The sequence below is a fragment of the Streptomyces hyderabadensis genome (genome assembly GCF_020404845.1).
In the GTDB taxonomy this organism is placed as follows: domain Bacteria; phylum Actinomycetota; class Actinomycetes; order Streptomycetales; family Streptomycetaceae; genus Streptomyces; species Streptomyces hyderabadensis.
Genome location: NZ_JAIOJZ010000010.1, coordinates 149,423 through 168,547, shown reverse-complemented (window position 1 = coordinate 168,547; position 19,125 = coordinate 149,423). Strand labels below are relative to the sequence as shown.

Below are 19,125 nucleotides of genomic sequence, written 5' to 3'. Positions count from 1 at the left end.
GCACGGATCAGCTCGGCCGCCGAGCCCTGGGCGGAGGCGGCCGCCCGCTCCCAGTCCGCCGCGGAGCCGTCCTGCTTGGGCGGGGAGTTGACCAGCCGGGCCAGTCCGTCGGCGAGGCTCTCCTCGGCGAGCGCGTACCGTTCGAGACCGACCAGCACCCGGACCGGGCGCTCCCCGCCCGCCTCGCCTTCCTCGTCCCGCTCGCCCTCCGGGCGGGCGCCGGGCCCCTCCAGGGCGTCCTGGAAGGCGAGTGCCTCGCCCTCGGCGAGCGTGCTCTGCACGGCCGCGTCGGGGTCCGGAACGCCCCGCTGGGCCAGCGTGGCGGTGAGCCGCGGCAGCTCCAGCGCCGTGTGCCCGGCCAGTGCCGCCTGCTCCAGCAGCCACCCGGTGACCGCACGGCCGCGCCGCTCGTCGTCCGGGCCGCACTCCGCGCCGAGCAGGGCCCGGGCGAACCCGTCGGCCTGCTCCGGCCGCACTCCGCCGACCCGGAGCAGCTGCCAGGGGTCGGCGCGCAGGGCGTCCTCCGCGCCGTCACCGAGGAGCGCGGCGGTCTGCGGTGCGAGCGCTTCGGGAGCGCCGCCCTCGGCCAGCACGCGCGCCACCGACCGCACCGTCTCCGGCGCCGGAGCCGCGGGCCCGGCGGATGCGGCGGCCGGCTCGGCGGGCTCCGGCCGAGGCCGGCGTACCGGCTCCGGCGCGGGCCGGCGCGCGGGCTCGGGGGCGCCGAAGACCGTGGCCGCCGGCTTCTCACCGCTCTCCACGGCCCGCACCGCGGCGAGCAGGTCGGCCGCCGTGCCGCTCAGCTTTCCCCCGGCCTCGATCGGCCCCCGCTTCTCGGCCTTGCGCCGCTCGATCCGCTCCCGCTCGACCCGCTGCGCCGCCAGCTCCGCCTCGACCTCGGACACCTGCGGCGCCGCCTCGTCCCCGTCCCCGGCGGGCTCGCCCGGCCCCGGTTCGGAGCCGGACCCGGCATCGTCCGCGGCGTCCGGCTCGCGGGCTTCCGGAGCGGACGCCTCCGCCGTGCCCGGGGTCTCCGGCCCGGCGTCCACGGCGTCCGTGGTGTCCTCGGTGACGGGCTCGGGCTCCGTGCTCACAGCGTGCTCCAGTCGTGATCGGGATAGCGGTGCACGGGCGCCGACACGTCGTCGAGCGCCCGGCAGATCTCGTCAGGAAGACTAAGGCTCTCCACTGACAACGCCGCCGTGAGCTGCTGCGCGGTGCGCGGACCGATGATCGGCGCGACCACCCCGGGCCGGTCGCGGACCCAGGCCAGCGCCACCTGGAGCGGGGTCACCGCGAGCCCGTCCGCCGCCGTCGCCACCGCGTCCACGATGTGCCCGGCCGTGTCGTCGAGGTAGGGCTCGACGAACGGGGCCAGATGGTCCGAGGCACCCCGCGAGTCCGGGGGAGTGGCGTCCTTGCGGTACTTGCCCGTGAGCACCCCGCGGCCCAGCGGGGACGAGGGCAGCAGCCCGATCCCCAGGTCGAGCGCGGCCGGCAGCACCTCCCGCTCGACGCCCCGCTGGAGCAGCGAGTACTCCATCTGGGTGCTCGCCACCCGGTTGCGCACGCCGGGCGCCGCCAGCTGCCAGGTCGCCGCCTTGGCCAGCTGCCAGCCGCAGAAGTTGGAGACCCCCGCATAGCGCGCCCGGCCGCTGCTGACCGCCACGTCGAGGGCGTGCAGCGTCTCCTCCAGCGGGGTGTGCGGGTCGTAGGCGTGCAGGTGCCACACGTCGACGTGGTCCGTGCCCAGGCGGGCCAGCGAGGCGTCGAGCGCGGAGAGCAGGTGGGCGCGCGAACCGTCGAACCGGCGGTCGGGATCCGGAACGCTGCCGGCCTTCGTCGAGATCACCAGGTCCCGGCGCGGCACCAGGCCCTCCATGATCCGGCCGAGCAGATACTCCGACTCGCCGTCGCCGTATACGTCCGCGGTGTCGACGAGCGTCCCGCCCGCCTCCCAGAAGGTCTTCAAGAGGTCCGCGGCGTCATGCTCGTCCGTGTCCCGGCCCCAGGTCAGGGTGCCTAGACCGATGCGGGACACGCGAAGGCCGGTGCGGCCGAGATGCCTCTGCTCCATGAACGCCGACACTACTGGCCACGGCTTGCCCTGTGGGGGCCTGTGGACAACCGATTTCCGCGCGCTAAGGTCGGGGCACCAGCCACGTTACTGATCGGTAAGGGGAATCGGCCATGCAGCTCGGGATCAACCTCGGCTACTGGGGTGCCGGAATGGACGCGGACAACCTGGCCGTCGCCCAGGAGGCCGACCGGCTCGGATACGCCGTGTGCTGGGCCGCCGAGGCCTACGGCTCCGACGCGGCCACCGTGCTGACCTGGGTCGCCGCCCAGACCGAGCGCATCGACGTGGGCTCGGCCATCTTCCAGATCCCGGCCCGCCAGCCCGCCATGACCGCGATGACCGCCGCCACCCTGGACTCCCTCTCCCAGGGCCGCTTCCGCCTCGGCCTCGGCGTGTCGGGACCGCAGGTCTCCGAGGGCTGGTACGGCGTCAAGTTCGACAAGCCGCTCGCCCGCACCCGCGAGTACGTCGAGATCGTCCGCAAGGCGATGACCCGGGAACGGCTCTCCTACGAGGGACAGCACTGGACGCTGCCGCTGCCCGGCGGCCCCGGCAAGCCGATCAAGCTCACCGTGCACCCGCAGCGCGAGCACATCCCGCTGTACATCGCCGCGATCGGCCCGAAGAACCTGGAGCAGACCGGCGAGATCGCCGACGGCGCCCTGCTCATCTTCCCCTCCGCCGACCACCTGGAGGAGACCGCCGTCAGGCACCTGCGCGCCGGACGCGAGAAGGCCGGCCTGACCCTCGACGGCTTCGACGTCTGCCCGACCCTGCCGCTCGCCCTCGGCGACGACAAGGACGTCACCACCCTCGCCGACACCTTCCGCCCCTACACCGCCCTCTACGTCGGCGGCATGGGCAGCCGCAAGCAGAACTTCTACAACCAGCTCGCCCAGCGCATGGGCTACGAGCGGGAGGCCGCCGAGATCCAGGACAAGTACCTGTCCGGCGACAAGCAGGGCGCCGCCGCGGCCGTACCGCACGAGCTGATCGACCAGACCACCCTGCTCGGCTCCGTCGACCGCATCGCCGACCGGATGAAGGCCTACGCCGGGGCCGGCGTCACCACCCTCACCCTCGCGCCCGCGGGCTTCACCCTGGACGAGCGGCTCGCCGCCCTCCGCGTGGGCACCGAGGCACTGGAGCGCGCCGGACTGGCGTAGTGCCGCGGAGAAAGTTTCTGCGGCCGTGGTGGGGGCTCGGGGGGTCTTCCCCGCCACGGCCGTCACGGGGAACAACGCGCCCACGCGCGCGGGGTTACGCCCGGGCGCGTCCCCGGCCGTCCTTCTTTCGGCGGAGTTGTCCGCCGCACCTGTTGCCGTGCCCCCTCGCCCGCACTTGACTCGGTCACGCGGAGTGTGCGGAACCTGCGATCACGCAGCGGCAGAGAGGTGCCCACCGATGCTTTCGGCCAAGAGTCTTTTCCAGGAGATCCTCGACAACGACGAGTCGTTCCGTCTCTTCTGCTCCATCGCGGCCAGCGGCGAGTCCCAGGGCGGCTGGGAGAACGCGCGCATCGCGGCGCTGGTGCCGGAGAGCGAACGCGCCCTCGCCCCCAAGATCACCCGGCACGGCGCGGACGAGGACAAGCACGGCCGGATCTTCAACGCCCTGCTGAAGAAGCGCGGCCTCGAACCCGTCGAGGTACCGCCCGAGACCGACTACACGATGCTCCTGGAGCGGCACGGCATCGGCCTCGCCCACGAGAAGCTCAAGGCCGACCAGCCGCTCACGGTGCGGGACATCATCACCTACCTCGCCCACAGCAGGGTCACCGAGCAGCGCGCGGCCGAGCAGATGGCGATGCTCCTCAAGTACTTCGCGGACCACCCCGACCTGGGCCGCGCGGTCCGGATGATCTCGGCCGACGAGGACAACCACCTCGCCTACTCCCACGAGGAACTGCTCCGCTACGCCGCCGCCGGGCACGGCCCGTACATCCGGCGGACGCTGCGCGAGTGCGCACACGCCGAGATCCGCGTCCACCGCGACGTCAGCCTCGCCGTGATGGCCCGCATGGGACGCATCCTCGGCTGGTCCCGCGCCAGGTCGGCGCTGCTCGCGGCCGGCATCCACGCCATGTACGCCGCCGAGCGGCTGGCCGGCTGGCGCCGCATGGTGACGCTGCGGGCGCCCGAACGGCGCGACGCGCTCGGCGGACCCGCCGCCGCGGCCCCCGAGGTCGCCTGAGGCGGGCCCCGGCCCTACAGCCAGCCCCGGCGCTTGAACTGGCGGTACAGCAGCACCTCCAGGACGGCCATCAGCGCGATCACCGCCGGATAGCCCCACAGCCAGTGCAGTTCCGGCATGTGGTCGAAGTTCATGCCGTAGATCCCCGCGATCATCGTGGGGACCGCGGCCATGGCCGCCCACGCGGAGATCTTCCGCATGTCGTCGTTCTGCCGGACGCTCGTCTGCGCCAGGTGCGCCGACAGGATGTCCGACACCAGCCGGTCCAGGCTCTCCACCGACTCGTTCACGCGCGTGAGGTGGTCGCTCACGTCCCGGAAGAACGGCCGCGCCCGGTCGTTCACGAACGGCACGCCGCCGCCGTACGCCCCCGTGCCCGCCAGCCGGGCCAGCGGCGGCGCGAGCGGACCGGTCGCCCGGCGGAACTCCAGCACCTGCCGCTTGAAGGTGTAGATCCGCGACGCCGTGTGCCGGGAGCCGCCGCCGTCCGGCGAGAACACCTCCGCCTCCAGCTCCTCCAGGTCCGTCTGCAGCTCGACCGCCACGTCCAGGTAGTGGTCGACGGTGGCGTCCGCGATCGCGTACAGCACCGCGGTGGGGCCCTTGCCGAGCAGCTCCGGCTCGTGCTCCAGACGCCGCCGTACGGCCTTCAGCGGCGAGCCCTCGCCGTGCCGGACGACGACCGCGAAGGAGTCGCCCAGGAAGATCATCAGCTCGCCGGTGGAGACGGCGTCGCTGTCCGGCTCGTACACCACCGGCTTGAGGACGGCGAAGAGCGAGTCGTCGTACACCTCCAGCTTGGGCCGCTGATGCGCCTTGAGCGCGTCCTCCACCGCCAGCGGATGAAGCCCGAACTCCTGGCTGACCAGGTCGAACTCCTCCGCCGTCGGCTCGTGCAGCCCGATCCAGACGAAGCCGCCCGCGCCGCGCGCCGCACCGAGCGCGTCGGAGAAGTCCTCGGGCCCGTCCGTGCGGTGCCCGTCCCGGTAGATGGCGCAGTCGACGATCACCGAACCCATTCTCCCCTCGCCCCGGCGCCCCTGCGCCGCGCCGTACGCCTACCCTGGCCGCATGCCCACGCTGATCCTGGTTAGGCACGGACGTTCCACCGCCAACACCGAGGGGCTGCTCGCCGGCTGGACGCCCGGCGTCGCCCTCGACGAACGCGGCGCCGCGCAGGCCGCCGCGCTGCCCGGGCGGCTCGCCGGCCTGCCGCTCTCCGAGATCGTCACCAGCCCGCTGCAGCGCTGCCAGGAGACGATCCGGCCGCTGCTCGACGCCCGGCCCGGACTGCGGCCGCACACCGACGAACGGATCGGGGAGTGCCACTACGGCGACTGGTCCGGCCGCAAGCTCGCCGAACTCAAGGACGAACCCCTCATGGAGGTGGTGCAGGCCCACCCCTCCGCCGCGGCCTTCCCCGGCGGCGAGTCGATGCGCGCCATGCAGACCCGCGCCGCCGAGGCGGTACGCGAGTGGAACGCGCGCGTGGAGCGCGACCACGGCCCCGACGCCGTCTACCTCATGTGCTCCCACGGCGACATCATCAAGTCCCTCGTCGCCGAGGCGCTCGGCCTCCACCTCGATCTCTTCCAGCGGATCTCCGTCGAACCCTGCTCCGTGACCGCGATCCGCTACACCCGGCTGCGCCCCTTCCTGGTCCGCCTCGGCGACACCGGTGACTTCGCCTCCCTGGCCCCGCGCGAGGAGCCGTCCGGTGACGAGGCCCCGGTCGGGGGTGGTGCGGGCGCACCGTGATCGTCCGCCGCAGTAGGGTGAACCGGTCGCGGCAGTGACCGCGATTCCGATCTTCCCGATCTTCCGCTTTCCCGACTTCCATGGAGACAGGACGTGTCCCGTCAGGTGTTCCTCTACGACCAACCGGAACGTTTCGTGGCCGGTACGGTCGGGCTGCCCGGGCGCCGTACGTTCTTCCTCCAGGCCTCCGCCGGCTCCCGGGTGACCAGCGTGGCCCTGGAGAAGACCCAGGTCGCCGCCCTCGCCGAGCGCATGGACGAGCTTCTGGACGAAGTCGTACGGCGCAGCGGCGGCAGCACCGTCGTCCCCGCCACCGCGCCCGCCGGGCCCGCCGACACGGCACCGCTGGACACCCCCGTCGAGGAGGAATTCCGGGTCGGCACGATGGCGCTGGCCTGGGACGGCGAGGACCAGCGCATGATCGTCGAGGCTCAGGCCCTGGTGGAGCTGGACGCCGAGTCCGAGGAGGACCTGGCCGAGGCCGAGGAGCGGCTCCTCCAGGACGAGGAGAACGGCCCGCCGATGCTCCGGGTCCGCCTCACCGGCGCGCAGGCCAGGGCCTTCGCCAAGCGCGCCCTCGACGTCGTCAACGCCGGGCGGCCGCCGTGCCCGCTGTGCAGCCTCCCGCTCGACCCGGAAGGACACGTATGTCCGCGCCAGAACGGATACCGCCGCGGAGCGTGACCACCGACGCGGCGACGGCCGAACTGCTCGCCCTCGGCGAACTGACCGTGCGCGGACGCATCCGTGACGCGTCCAACGCGGCGCTGTACTGCACGGTGACGCACGAGGGACACGAGGCGGCCTGCGTCTACAAGCCGGTCGCCGGGGAGCGCCCGCTGTGGGACTTCCCCGACGGCACCCTCGCCCAGCGCGAGGTCGCCGCCTACGAGGTCTCCGAGGCCACCGGCTGGGGCCTGGTCCCGCCCACCGTGCTGCGCGACGGCCCGTACGGCGAGGGCATGGTGCAGCTGTGGATCGAGACCGTGCCGGGCACGGAGCTGCTCGCCCTCGTCGACGAGGAGGAACCCGGCCCCGGCTGGAAGGGGATCGCCCTCGCGGACGTCGGCGAGGGCCGCACCGCGCTGCTGGTCCACGCCGACGACGAGCGCCTGCGCCGGCTCGCCGTGCTCGACGCCGTGATCAACAACGCCGACCGCAAGGGCGGCCACCTGCTGCCCGCGGCGGACGAGCGGCTGTACGGCATCGACCACGGGGTCACCTTCCACGCCGAGAACAAGCTCCGCACCCTCCTGTGGGGCTGGGCGGGCGACCCGCTCACCGAGGAGGCCCTGGCGGCGCTCGACGCGCTCAGGCAGGCGCTGAAGGACGGCGGCACCCTCGCGATCCGGCTCGCCGCGCTCATCACCCCGGCCGAACTCGACGCCACGCGCGCGCGGGTCGACGCCCTGCTGGCCGCCGGGAAGCACCCCGAACCGGGCGGCGAGTGGCCGGCCATCCCCTGGCCGCCGGTGTAGGCACCCCGCCCGCACAGCGGCCGGTGTCGCGCAAGAGCGCCTTACCGGCCATCCGGCCCGGTCCGGTTCGTGTACGGAACATCCGTCCGGTTAGGCTCATGACATGCATGCCTGGCCCGCTTCCGAGGTCCCCGCCCTGCCTGGTCAGGGCCGCGACCTGAGGATCCACGACACCGCGACCGGCGGCCCCGTCACCCTCGACCCCGGTCCCGTCGCCCGTATCTACGTCTGCGGCATCACGCCGTACGACGCCACCCACATGGGGCACGCGGCGACCTACAACGCGTTCGACCTCGTGCAGCGCGTGTGGCTCGACACCAAGCGGCAGGTCCACTACGTCCAGAACGTCACCGACGTGGACGACCCGCTCCTGGAGCGGGCCGTGCGCGACGGGGTCGACTGGACCGCCCTCGCCGAGCAGGAGACCGCCCTCTTCCGCGAGGACATGACGGCGCTGCGGATGCTCCCGCCGCGGCACTACATAGGCGCCGTCGAGGCCATACCGGGCATCGTCCCGCTCGTCGAGCGGCTGCGTGACGCCGGCGCGGCCTACGAGCTGGAGGGCGACATCTACTTCTCCGTCGAGGCCGACCCGCACTTCGGCAGCGTCTCCCACCTCGACGCCGCCGCCATGCGGCTGCTCTCCGCCGAGCGGGGCGGCGACCCCGACCGGCCCGGCAAGAAGAACCCGCTCGACCCGATGCTGTGGATGACCGCCCGCGAGGGCGAACCCAGCTGGGACGGCGGCACGCTCGGCCGAGGCCGCCCCGGCTGGCACATCGAGTGCGTCGCCATCGCCCTCGACCACCTCGGCATGGGCTTCGACGTCCAGGGCGGCGGCTCCGACCTCGCCTTCCCGCACCACGAGATGGGCGCCTCGCACGCCCAGGCCCTGACCGGCGAGTTCCCGATGGCCAAGGCGTACGTGCACGCCGGCATGGTCGGGCTCGACGGCGAGAAGATGTCCAAGTCCAAGGGCAACCTGGTCTTCGTCTCGCAGCTGCGCCGCGAGGGCGTCGACCCGGCCGCGATCCGGCTCTCGCTGCTCGCCCACCACTACCGCTCCGACTGGGAGTGGACCGACCAGGTGCTGCAGGACGCCGTCGCCCGGCTGGAGCGCTGGCGCGCCGCCGTCTCCCGCCCCGACGGCCCGCCCGCCGAGGCCCTCGTCGAGCAGATCCGCGAGGCCCTCGCCGACGACCTGGACTCCCCGGCCGCCCTCGACGCGGTCGACCGCTGGGCCGCCCTCCAGCAGCAGTCCGGCGGCACGGACCCGGGCGCCCCGGGCGTGGTCTCCCGAGCGGTGGACGCGCTGCTGGGCGTGGCGCTGTAAACAGGCGTACGGACGAAAGAACCACAGACGAAAGAACCAGGGCCGCTTCTCCGGAAGCGGCCCTGGTTCCCTTACTCAGTCCTCCGAGGACTCCTCGTCGTCCCCGCTCGCCTTCGGCGGCTTCGGCGGCCGGGTCCGCCCACTCGGGTTGTCCCGCAGGAACGGCGCCCCGGACGGCCCGTCGCCGCCGTCCGCCGTGGCATGACCACCGGGGCTCCCAGGCCCCGGCCCGGCCCCGTCCCGCCGCCGCAGATACCGCTCGAACTCCCGCGCGATCGCCTCGCCCGACGCCTCCGGCAGCTCCGCCGTGTCCCGGGCCTCCTCCAGCGACTGCACGTACTCGGCGACCTCGCTGTCCTCGGCGGCCAGCTGGTCCACGCCCACCTGCCAGGCCCGCGCGTCCTCGGGCAGCTCGCCCAGCGGGACCCGCACGCCGATCAGGTCCTCCAGCCGGTTCAGCAGGGCCAGCGTGGCCTTCGGGTTGGGCGGCTGCGACACGTAGTGCGGCACCGCAGCCCACAGCGACACGGCCGGCACGCCCGCGTGGGTGCACGCCTCCTGGAGGATGCCGACGATGCCCGTGGGCCCCTCGTACTTGGTCTCCTCCAGGTCCATGCGCCGCGCCAGGTCGGCGTCCGACGTGGTCCCGCTGATCGGCACCGGACGGGTGTGCGGCGTGTCGCCCAGCAGGGCGCCCAGCACGACCACCAGCTCGACGCCCAGCTCATGGGCGAAACCGAGCAGCTCGTTGCAGAACGAACGCCAGCGCATGGACGGTTCGATGCCCCGGACGAGCACGAGGTCGCGCGGTTTGTCGCCGCCGACCCGGACCACCGAGAGCCTGGTCGTCGGCCAGGTGATCTTGCGGACGCCGTCCTCCATGAACACCGTGGGACGGTTGACCTGGAAGTCGTAGTAGTCCTCGGCGTCCAGCGCCGCGAAGACCTCGCCCTTCCACTCCCTGTCGAGATGCGCGACCGCGGTGGAGGCGGCGTCACCGGCATCGTTCCAGCCCTCGAACGCGGCCACCATGACCGGGTCGACCAGCTCGGGAACCCCCTCGAGCTCGATCACCCAGCGCCTCCTTCCGACGTGCCCTCGCGTACCCCCCAACCTTACGGCGTGTCGAGGGGCCGCCCGCAGCCCCCATGCACGGGGCAGTGAACGGATCACTGCCCCGTGCATGCGGTCCGGACACCCTCCGGCCGGCGCCGGAGGGCGGCCGCTACTTCTGGTCGAGCACCTGCTGGACCTGCGCGCGGACGTCGTCCGTCGCCAGGCCGCGGATGGTCAGCGTCGTACGGCGGCGCAGCACGTCGTCCGCCGTCTCGGCCCACTCGTTGTCCCGGGCCCACACGACCTGCGCCCAGATCTCGGGGGCGTCCGGGTGGACGCGCCGGCCCAGCTCGGGGCTCTCGTTGGCGAGCCGGGCGATGTCGAAGGCGAGCGAGCCGTAGTGCGTGGCCAGGTGCCTGGCCGTGTCCGCCGCCATGCGCGGGCCGGGCGCCGAGCCGTCCACCAGCAGCCGGTGGGCGACCGCGCGCGGGTTGGCGACACCGGGCAGCGGCAGCTTCTTCGGCAGCGACGCGATCGGCTCGAAGTCGTCGCCCAGCGGGTGGCCCGGCAGCGCCTCCAGCTTCTTCATCACCGTGCGGCCGATGTGGCGGAAGGTGGTCCACTTGCCGCCCGCCACGGACAGCATGCCGCCCCGGCCCTCGGTGACGACCGTCTCGCGCTTGGCCTTCGCGGTGTCGCCGGGACCGCCCGGCAGCACGCGCAGGCCCGCGAAGGAGTACGTGATGAGGTCCCGGTCGAGCTGCTGGTCCCGGATGGAGAACGCGGCCTCGTCGAGGATCTGGGCTATGTCCTTGTCGTTGACCGCGACGTCCGCGGGGTCGCCCTCGAACTCCTCGTCGGTGGTGCCGAGCAGCAGCATGTCCTCCCAGGGGAGGGCGAAGGTGATCCGGTACTTGTCGATCGGGGTGGCCAGCGCCGCCTTCCACGGCGCGGTGCGCTTGAGCACCAGGTGCGCGCCCTTGGACAGGCGGATGGACGGCGCCGCGTTCGGGTCCTCCATGCGGCGCAGGTGGTCGACCCAGGGGCCGGTGGCGTTGAGCACCAGGCGGGCGTTCACCCCGAACTCGTCGCCCGACAGCCGGTCCTTCAGCTCGGCGCCGGTCACCCGGCCGCCCGTGAAGCGCAGTCCGGTGACCTCGGCGTGATTGAGGACCACCGCGCCGGACTCGACCGCCGCGCGGACGGTCATCAGGGCCATGCGGGCGTCGTTCATCTGGTCGTCGCCGTAGACGGCCACGGCCTTCAGGTTGTCGGTGCGCAGCTCCGGCACGTCCTGCGCCGCCTTGGCCGGGGAGAGCAGGTGGCCGACGCCGTCGCCGAACGCGGACAGCGCCGAGTACGCGAAGACACCCGCGCCCAGCTTCGCCGCGCCGTGCGGCCCGCCCTTGTACACGGGGAGGTAGAAGGTGAGCGGGTTCGCCAGGTGGGGGGCCACCTGGCGGGAGACCGCACGGCGTTCGAAGTGGTTCTCCGCCACCAGCTTCACCGCGCCGGTCTGCAGGTAGCGCAGACCGCCGTGGAGCAGCTTGGAGGAGGCGGAGGAGGTGGCGCCGGCGAAGTCGCCGGCGTCGACCACGGCCACCCTGAGGCCGGACTGCGCGGCGTGCCAGGCGGTGGAGATGCCCAGGATGCCCCCGCCGATCACGAGAAGGTCGTACGACGCCTTGGAGAGCTGCTCCCGGGTCTCGGCCCGGCTCGGGTTCGAGCCGGAGGCCGGGTGCGTCCCCAGGGCAGGCACGGACTGCAGGGTGGACTGAGTGGTCATTGCGGTTCTTACTCCTCGTCCTCGAGCCAGCCCATGGTCCGCTTCACGGCCTTGAGCCAGCTCTTGTACTCACGGTCGCGGGTCTCCGCGTCCATGCGGGGGGTCCACTCGGCGGCCCGCCGCCAGTTGGCGCGCAGGTCGTCGGTGCTGTTCCAGAAGCCGACGGCGAGCCCGGCGGCGTAGGCGGCGCCGAGGCAGGTGGTCTCGGCGACCATCGGGCGCACCACGGGGGCGTCCACGAAGTCGGCGAGGGTCTGCATCAGCAGGTTGTTGGAGGTCATGCCGCCGTCGACCTTGAGGGCGGTCAGCTCCACGCCGGAGTCCTTCGTCATGGCGTCCGCGATCTCGCGGGTCTGCCAGGCGGTGGCCTCCAGCACGGCGCGCGCGAGGTGCGCCTTGGTCACGTACCGGGTGAGGCCGGCGATCACACCGCGGGCGTCGGAACGCCAGTACGGGGCGAACAGGCCGGAGAAGGCCGGTACGAAGTAGGCGCCGCCGTTGTCCTCGACCGTCAGGGCGAGGGTCTCGATCTCGGCGGCGGTGGAGATCAGGCCCATCTGGTCGCGCATCCACTGCACCAGCGAACCGGTGACGGCGATCGAGCCCTCCAGGGCGTAGACCGTGTCCTGGTCGCCGATCTTGTAGCCGACCGTGGTCAGCAGGCCCGAGTAGGAGTTGATGAGCTTGTCACCGGTGTTCATCACCATGAAGGTGCCGGTGCCGTACGTCGACTTGGTCTCGCCCTCGGAGAAACAGGTCTGGCCGAACAGGGCCGCCTGCTGGTCGCCGAGCGCGGAGGCCACCGGGATGCCGCCGAGCAGTTCGCCGAGGCGGCCGCCCTTGATCTCGCCGTACACCTCGGCGGAGGAGCGGATCTCCGGGAGCATCTGCATCGGCACGCCGATCGACTCGGCGATCTTCTCGTCCCACGCCATGGTGTGCAGGTTCATCAGCATGGTGCGGGAGGCGTTGGTGACGTCGGTGACGTGCCGGCCGCCGTTCACCCCGCCGGTGAGGTTCCAGATGACCCAGGTGTCCATGGTGCCGAAGAGCAGGTCGCCCGCCTCGGCGCGCTCGCGCAGGCCGTCGACGTTGTCGAGCAGCCAGCGGGCCTTGGGACCGGCGAAGTAGGAGGCGAGGGGGAGGCCGGTCTCGCGGCGGAAGCGGTCCTGGCCGACGTTGCGGCCGAGTTCCTTGCACAGGGCGTCGGTGCGGGTGTCCTGCCAGACGATGGCGTTGTGGACGGGCTCACCGGTGTTCTTGTCCCAGACGAGGGTGGTCTCGCGCTGGTTGGTGATGCCGATGGCCTTGATGTCGTCGCGAGTGATGCCGGCCTTCTCGACGGCTCCGGCGACGACCTCCTGGACGTTGGTCCAGATCTCGGCGGCGTCGTGCTCGACCCAGCCCGGCTTGGGGAAGATCTGCTCATGCTCCTTCTGGTCGACGGAGACGATGCGCCCGTCGCGGTCGAAGACGATGCAGCGCGAGGAGGTCGTGCCCTGATCGATCGCGGCGATGAAGGGTCCGGCGGTGTGGGCGTCGGTCACTGTGTGCTCCTGGGGTTCCGTGGTGGGTGGCCGGTGCGTACGGCGCGTGGTCTGCGGCTCGATGATCGCCGAGCGGGGGCCCGCTCAGGCGAACGCGACGTTGTAGACACCTCCGGCGATCGCACCGCCGATCAGCGGACCGACGACCGGGATCCAGGCGTAGGACCAGTCGGAGCCGCCCTTGTTGGGCAGCGGCAGCAGGGCGTGCACGATGCGCGGGCCGAGGTCGCGGACCGGGTTGATCGCGTATCCGGTCGGGCCGCCGAGCGACAGGCCGATGGACACCACCACGAAGCCGGTGATCAGGGCGCCCAGGATGCCGAGGCCGTTGCCCTCGTCGTTCAGGCCCTGGGTGAGGATGGCGAGGAGCAGGACGAAGGTGCCGATGATCTCGGTGGCGAGGTTCTGGACCGTGTGCCGGATCTCGGGGCCGGTGGAGAAGACGCCCAGGACCGGGCCGGCGCCCTTCTCCTGCGCCTCGACGGACTTGGCCTTCGTGTCCTGCGCGCCGGGACCGCCGACGATCTCCCGGTCGGTGAGGTGGGCCTGGAACTGGCCGTAGTAGGCGATCCAGACCAGGACCGCGCCGATCATGGCGCCGAGGATCTGGCCGGCGAAGTAGGTCGGCGTGTTGCTCCAGTCGCCGTCCTTGATCGCGATGCCGATGGTCACGGCCGGGTTCAGGTGGGCTCCGGAGAGCGGACCCGATATGTAGGCCGCCGTCATGACCGCGAAGCCCCACCCGAGGGCGATGGCGACCCAGCCGGCGTTGCGTGCCTTGGAGGCCTTGAGCGTCACGGCGGCACACACGCCGCCGCCGAGCAGGATGAGTATGGCGGTACCGATGGTCTCGCCGATGAAGATGTCGGAGCTGGACACCCGCGACTCCTTTGTCCTTCGTCCAGGGGAAGCCGAACCCCCGGGTCCCTCCGGGTGTTCAGGCGCCCTCGGTGTGAGAGCGATGGCGGCCCTTGGCACTGTCACACTCTAACGCGTATTGCCGGTAGGTGTTCGACAATGCCGACCGATGGACGCGAGTCTCGTTCGGCGTCACGCGCGCGTCAAGAGCTGTGTAATCGAAAGCACGATCGTTATTGATCGCCGGGCCCTATCGATCCGCGGCGCGGCCGGTGGCGCGAGAACGCGCGCGGGAACACGCGCGGGAACAACAAGGGCCGGAACACCCTCGGTGTCCCGGCCCGTACCCCGGCCCGTCCTGGCGTCCCGGCCCCTGGCGGGCGTGCGCCTAGAAGCGTCCGGCGCCCAGGTCCCGCGAGACCGCGCGGGCGCAGTCCCGTACCGCCGCGACCAGCTCGGGCCGCAGCTCGCCCTCCCGGCACAGCCGTTCCACGGCCCCGGTGATGCCGACCGCGCCGACCGGCATGCGCCTGCGGTCGTGGATGGGAGCGGCGATGGAGGCGATGCCCTCCCAGGTCTCCTCGACGTCGGCCGCGTACCCGCGCGCGCGGGTGATGTCCAGGATGTGCTCGAAGCCGTCCGGTTCGCACACGGTCCGGTCCGTGTACGCCTTGCGGTCGGCCTCCAGCGCCTCGCTGTGCGCCACCGGGTCGTACGCCGACAGCACCTTGCCCAGCGCCGTGGAGTGCAGCGGCTGCATGGCCCCGATCTCCAGGACCTGCCGGCTGTCGTCGGGCCGGAAGACGTGGTGCACGATCAGGACGCCCTGCTGGTGCAGGACCCCGAGGTGGACGCTCTCGCCGCTGGAGCGGGCCAGGTCGTCCGTCCACACCAGGGCACGCGCCCGCAACTCGTGCACGTCCAGGTACGTCGTGCCCAGGCGCAGCAGCTCGGCACCCAGCTGGTAGCGCCCGGAGGCGTCGTCCTGCTCGACGAAGCCCTCCTGCTGGAGGGTGCGCAGGATGCCGTGCGCGGTGCCCTTGGCCAGACCCAGCGACGAGGCGATGTCCGACAGGCCGAGCCGCCGCTCGCCGCCCGCGAGCAGGCGCAGCATCGCGGCCGCCCGTTCGAGCGACTGGATGTTCCGTGCCATCGACGTACTGCCTCCGTCCCCTTCGACTGCCGACCTCGGCGTCGCTGACGTCGTTCGGCAATGCCGAACACTACCGGTCCATGCCGACCTCCCGCTAATGGTCGGCGGGCAACTGTTGCACTTCGGCCATCTCCCGGCGGCCCCGGACGTCCGCACCGGCTCGACGTTCCGGGAGGGGAAGCTCATCCGTTCGGCGGCTCTTCGACCCGCCATCCTCGTCCGTCTCGTGGACGCCCTGACCACCGGCCCCCGGTCCCGGCTACCCTGGCGGCGTGCGTTCTCCCCGGGGACGTCCACGACGGACGGCACCGGGCAGAGGCAAAGCCGACAGCCGTCGCATCCTAGGGAGCCCTTTCATGGCCTCGTCGCCATCCACCCCGACCGCCGACACCCGCACCCGTGTGTCCGCCCTCCGAGAGGCCCTCGCCACCCGTGTGGTGGTCGCCGACGGCGCCATGGGCACCATGCTCCAGGCACAGAACCCCTCGCTGGACGACTTCCAGCAGCTGGAGGGGTGCAACGAGATCCTGAACCTCACCCGGCCCGACATCGTCCGCTCGGTGCACGAGGAGTACTTCGCGGCGGGCGTCGACTGCGTCGAGACCAACACCTTCGGCGCCAACCACTCCGCCCTGGGCGAGTACGACATCCCCGAGCGGGTCCACGAGCTGTCCGAGGCCGGCGCCCGCGTCGCCCGCGAGGTCGCCGACGACTTCGCCGCCCGGGACGGCCGGCAGCGCTGGGTGCTGGGCTCCATGGGCCCCGGCACCAAGCTCCCCACCCTCGGCCACGCCCCGTACACCGTCCTGCGCGACGCCTACCAGCGCAACGCCGAGGGCCTGGTCACCGGCGGCGCCGACGCACTGCTGGTGGAGACCACGCAGGACCTGCTCCAGACCAAGGCCTCCGTACTCGGCGCCCGGCGCGCCCTGGACGCCCTCGGCCTCGACCTGCCGGTCATCGTCTCCGTCACCGTCGAGACCACCGGCACCATGCTGCTCGGCTCGGAGATCGGCGCCGCGCTCACCGCGCTGGAGCCGCTCGGCATCGACATGATCGGCCTGAACTGCGCCACCGGCCCGGCCGAGATGAGCGAGCACCTGCGCTACCTCGCGCGGCACTCCCGCATCCCGCTGACCTGCATGCCCAACGCCGGTCTGCCCGTCCTGGGCAAGGACGGCGCCCACTACCCGCTGACCGCGCCCGAGCTGGCCGACGCGCACGAGACCTTCGTCCGCGAGTACGGCCTGTCCCTGATCGGCGGCTGCTGCGGCACCACCCCCGAGCACCTGCGGCAGGTCGTCGAGCGGGTCCGCGGCACCGCCCCCACCGCGCGCGATCCGCGGCCCGAGCCCGGCGCCGCCTCGCTGTACCAGACCGTGCCCTTCCGCCAGGACACCTCCTACCTGGCCATCGGCGAGCGCACCAACGCCAACGGCTCCAAGAAGTTCCGCGAGGCCATGCTGGAGGGCCGCTGGGACGACTGCGTCGAGATGGCCCGGGACCAGATCCGCGAGGGCGCGCACATGCTCGACCTCTGCGTGGACTACGTCGGCCGGGACGGCGTCGCCGACATGGAGGAGCTGGCCGGGCGGTTCGCCACCGCATCCACGCTGCCGATCGTGCTCGACTCCACCGAGGTCGACGTGATCCGGGCCGGTCTGGAGAAGCTCGGCGGCCGCGCGGTGATCAACTCGGTGAACTACGAGGACGGCGCCGGCCCCGAGTCCCGTTTCGCGCGGGTCACGACGCTGGCGCGGGAGCACGGCGCCGCGTTGATCGCGCTGACGATCGACGAGGAGGGGCAGGCCCGCACAGCCGAGAAGAAGGTCGAGATCGCCGAACGGCTGATCGACGACCTCACCGGCAACTGGGGCATCCACGAGTCCGACATCCTCGTCGACTGCCTGACCTTCACCATCTGCACCGGCCAGGAGGAGTCCCGCAAGGACGGACTCGCCACCATCGAGGGCATCCGGGAGCTGAAGCGGCGCCACCCGGACGTGCAGACCACGCTCGGCCTGTCGAACATCTCCTTCGGTCTCAACCCGGCCGCCCGCATCCTGCTCAACTCGGTCTTCCTGGACGAGTGCGTCAAGGCCGGACTGGACTCGGCGATCGTGCACGCGTCGAAGATCCTGCCGATCGCCCGGTTCGACGAGGAGCAGGTCACCACGGCCCTGGACCTGATCTACGACCGCCGCCGCGAGGGCTACGACCCGCTGCAGAAGCTGATGGAGCTGTTCGAGGGCGCCACGGCCAAGTCGCTGAAGGCGTCCAAGGCCGAGGAGCTGGCGGCGCTGCCGCTGGAGGAGCGGCTCAAGCGCCGCATCATCGACGGCGAGAAGAACGGCCTGGAGCAGGACCTGGACGAGGCCCTGACCGAGCGTCCGGCGCTGGACATCGTCAACGAGACGCTGCTGGACGGCATGAAGGTCGTCGGTGAGCTGTTCGGCTCCGGGCAGATGCAGCTGCCGTTCGTGCTGCAGTCCGCCGAGGTCATGAAGAGCGCGGTGGCCCACCTGGAACCGCACATGGAGAAGACCGACGACGAGGGCAAGGGCACCATCGTGCTGGCCACCGTCCGCGGCGACGTCCACGACATCGGCAAGAACCTCGTCGACATCATCCTGTCCAACAACGGCTACACCGTCGTCAACCTCGGCATCAAGCAGCCGGTCTCCGCGATCCTGGAAGCGGCCGACGAGCACCGCGCGGACGTCATCGGCATGTCCGGCCTGCTGGTCAAGTCCACGGTGATCATGAAGGAGAACCTGGAGGAGCTCAACCAGCGGGGCCTGGCCGCCGACTACCCCGTCATCCTCGGCGGCGCGGCCCTGACCAGGGCGTATGTCGAGCAGGACCTGCACGAGGTCTACGACGGCGAGGTCCGCTACGCCCGCGACGCCTTCGAGGGCCTGCGCCTGATGGACGCGCTGATCGGCATCAAGCGCGGGGTGCCGGGTGCCAAGCTGCCCGAGCTGAAGCAGCGCCGCGTGCGGGCCGCCACCGTCGAGATCGAGGACCGTCCGGAAGAGGGCAGCGTCCGTTCCGACGTCGCCACCGACAACCCCGTGCCCGAGCCCCCCTTCCGCGGCACCCGCGTCGTCAAGGGCATCCAGCTCAAGGAGTACGCGTCCTGGCTCGACGAGGGTGCCCTCTTCAAGGGCCAGTGGGGCCTCAAGCAGGCCCGCACCGGCGAGGGACCCTCCTACGAGGAGCTGGTCGAGTCCGAGGGCCGGCCCCGGCTGCGCGGACTGCTCGACCGGCTCCAGACGGAGAACCTGCTGGAGGCGGCCGTGGTCTACGGCTACTTCCCCTGCGTCTCCAAGGACGACGACCTGATCGTCCTCGACGACGACGGCAACGAGCGCACCCGGTTCACCTTCCCCCGCCAGCGCCGCGGCCGCCGGCTGTGCCTGGCCGACTTCTTCCGCCCGGAGGAGTCGGGCGAGATCGACGTGGTCGGCTTCCAGGTCGTCACTGTCGGCTCCCGCATCGGCGAGGAGACGGCCCGGATGTTCGAGGCCAACGCCTACCGCGACTACCTGGAGCTGCACGGCCTGTCCGTCCAGCTCGCCGAGGCCCTCGCCGAGTACTGGCACGCCCGCGTGCGCTCGGAACTCGGCTTCGGCGGGGAGGACCCGGCCGAGATGGAGGACATGTTCGCCCTGAAGTACCGGGGCGCCCGCTTCTCCCTCGGCTACGGCGCCTGCCCCGACCTGGAGGACCGCGCCAAGATCGCCGCCCTGCTGGAGCCGGAGCGCATCGGCGTCCACCTGTCCGAGGAGTTCCAGCTCCACCCGGAGCAGTCCACCGACGCCATCGTCATCCACCACCCGGAGGCCAAGTACTTCAACGCCCGCTGAGGCCCGTACCGCCT

15 protein-coding genes are annotated in these 19,125 nt (G+C 72.0%); 7 read left to right on the top strand and 8 right to left on the bottom strand.

Annotation, left to right across the window (positions count from 1 at the left end; translation table 11 throughout):
- Positions 1-1,094 (bottom strand): helix-hairpin-helix domain-containing protein (locus tag K7854_RS10905; protein WP_308112533.1); only part of this gene is annotated, 1,094 nt, incomplete at its 3' end.
- Complete coding sequence (locus K7854_RS10900; protein WP_226026189.1) at positions 1,091-2,077, bottom strand: aldo/keto reductase; 987 nt, start codon at positions 2,075-2,077, stop codon at positions 1,091-1,093. The genes K7854_RS10900 and K7854_RS10905, both read right to left, overlap by 4 nt.
- A gap of 113 nt (positions 2,078-2,190) precedes the next feature.
- Here K7854_RS10900 and K7854_RS10895 point away from each other — a divergent pair, with 113 nt between their 5' ends.
- On the top strand, positions 2,191-3,246 hold the full coding sequence (locus K7854_RS10895) for an LLM class F420-dependent oxidoreductase (protein WP_226026188.1): 1,056 nt from the start codon (positions 2,191-2,193) through the stop codon (positions 3,244-3,246).
- Positions 3,247-3,484: 238 nt separating this feature from the next.
- Positions 3,485-4,273 carry a ferritin-like domain-containing protein gene (locus tag K7854_RS10890; protein WP_226026187.1) on the top strand — a complete coding sequence of 263 codons (789 nt, stop codon included), beginning with the start codon at positions 3,485-3,487 and terminating at the stop codon, positions 4,271-4,273.
- 14 nt (positions 4,274-4,287) lie between these two features.
- Here K7854_RS10890 and corA read toward each other — a convergent pair whose 3' ends face one another.
- Positions 4,288-5,283 (bottom strand): magnesium/cobalt transporter CorA, encoded by a 996-nt coding sequence (corA, locus tag K7854_RS10885; RefSeq protein WP_226026186.1) that lies wholly within the window; start codon positions 5,281-5,283, stop codon positions 4,288-4,290.
- Positions 5,284-5,344: 61 nt separating this feature from the next.
- On the opposite strand from corA, the gene K7854_RS10880 reads away from it, so the two are divergent.
- The 4 genes from K7854_RS10880 to mshC all read left to right on the top strand — a co-directional run bounded on the left by K7854_RS10880 (position 5,345) and on the right by mshC (position 8,842).
- Complete coding sequence (locus K7854_RS10880; protein ID WP_226026185.1) at positions 5,345-6,031, top strand: histidine phosphatase family protein; 687 nt, start codon at positions 5,345-5,347, stop codon at positions 6,029-6,031.
- 93 nt (positions 6,032-6,124) lie between these two features.
- Positions 6,125-6,715, top strand: a complete 591-nt coding sequence (locus tag K7854_RS10875) for a DUF3090 domain-containing protein (protein ID WP_226026184.1) — start codon at positions 6,125-6,127, stop codon at positions 6,713-6,715.
- On the top strand, positions 6,679-7,509 hold the full coding sequence (locus tag K7854_RS10870; protein ID WP_226026183.1) for an SCO1664 family protein: 831 nt from the start codon (positions 6,679-6,681) through the stop codon (positions 7,507-7,509). Before K7854_RS10875 ends, K7854_RS10870 begins: the two co-directional genes overlap by 37 nt.
- Before the next feature lie 103 nt (positions 7,510-7,612).
- On the top strand, positions 7,613-8,842 hold the full coding sequence (gene mshC, locus K7854_RS10865) for a cysteine--1-D-myo-inosityl 2-amino-2-deoxy-alpha-D-glucopyranoside ligase (RefSeq protein ID WP_226026182.1): 1,230 nt from the start codon (positions 7,613-7,615) through the stop codon (positions 8,840-8,842).
- 75 nt (positions 8,843-8,917) lie between these two features.
- Here mshC and parJ read toward each other — a convergent pair whose 3' ends face one another.
- From parJ to K7854_RS10840, 5 genes are all read right to left on the bottom strand, one after another.
- Positions 8,918-9,916, bottom strand: coding sequence for a filament polymerization regulator ParJ (gene parJ / locus K7854_RS10860; protein WP_226026181.1), 999 nt, complete (start codon positions 9,914-9,916; stop codon positions 8,918-8,920).
- A gap of 151 nt (positions 9,917-10,067) precedes the next feature.
- Complete coding sequence (locus tag K7854_RS10855) at positions 10,068-11,684, bottom strand: glycerol-3-phosphate dehydrogenase/oxidase (RefSeq protein WP_226026180.1); 1,617 nt, start codon at positions 11,682-11,684, stop codon at positions 10,068-10,070.
- An 8-nt stretch (positions 11,685-11,692) separates the two neighbouring features.
- Complete coding sequence (glpK, locus tag K7854_RS10850) at positions 11,693-13,231, bottom strand: glycerol kinase GlpK (protein ID WP_226026179.1); 1,539 nt, start codon at positions 13,229-13,231, stop codon at positions 11,693-11,695.
- 84 nt (positions 13,232-13,315) lie between these two features.
- Positions 13,316-14,110: an MIP/aquaporin family protein gene (locus K7854_RS10845; protein ID WP_226026178.1), complete on the bottom strand. Its 795-nt coding sequence runs from the start codon at positions 14,108-14,110 to the stop codon at positions 13,316-13,318.
- A 367-nt stretch (positions 14,111-14,477) separates the two neighbouring features.
- Positions 14,478-15,242, bottom strand: a complete 765-nt coding sequence (locus K7854_RS10840) for an IclR family transcriptional regulator (protein WP_087810222.1) — start codon at positions 15,240-15,242, stop codon at positions 14,478-14,480.
- A 356-nt stretch (positions 15,243-15,598) separates the two neighbouring features.
- On the opposite strand from K7854_RS10840, the gene metH reads away from it, so the two are divergent.
- Entirely contained in the window at positions 15,599-19,111 is a 3,513-nt protein-coding gene (metH, locus tag K7854_RS10835; RefSeq protein WP_226026177.1) for a methionine synthase, read from the top strand.
- Positions 19,112-19,125: the final 14 nt, after the last annotated feature.

Excerpts from the sequence above, each read along its gene's own strand:
- K7854_RS10900 (WP_226026189.1), bottom strand. The coding sequence starts at position 2,077 with ATGGAGCAGAGGCATCTCGGCCGCACCGGCCTTCGCGTGTCCCGCATC.
- K7854_RS10895 (WP_226026188.1), top strand. The coding sequence starts at position 2,191 with ATGCAGCTCGGGATCAACCTCGGCTACTGGGGTGCCGGAATGGACGCG.
- K7854_RS10890 (WP_226026187.1), top strand. The coding sequence starts at position 3,485 with ATGCTTTCGGCCAAGAGTCTTTTCCAGGAGATCCTCGACAACGACGAG.
- K7854_RS10880 (WP_226026185.1), top strand. The coding sequence starts at position 5,345 with ATGCCCACGCTGATCCTGGTTAGGCACGGACGTTCCACCGCCAACACC.
- K7854_RS10870 (WP_226026183.1), top strand. The coding sequence starts at position 6,679 with ATGTCCGCGCCAGAACGGATACCGCCGCGGAGCGTGACCACCGACGCG.
- mshC (WP_226026182.1), top strand. The coding sequence starts at position 7,613 with ATGCATGCCTGGCCCGCTTCCGAGGTCCCCGCCCTGCCTGGTCAGGGC.
- K7854_RS10855 (WP_226026180.1), bottom strand. The coding sequence starts at position 11,684 with ATGACCACTCAGTCCACCCTGCAGTCCGTGCCTGCCCTGGGGACGCAC.
- K7854_RS10840 (WP_087810222.1), bottom strand. The coding sequence starts at position 15,242 with ATGGCACGGAACATCCAGTCGCTCGAACGGGCGGCCGCGATGCTGCGC.
- metH (WP_226026177.1), top strand. The coding sequence starts at position 15,599 with ATGGCCTCGTCGCCATCCACCCCGACCGCCGACACCCGCACCCGTGTG.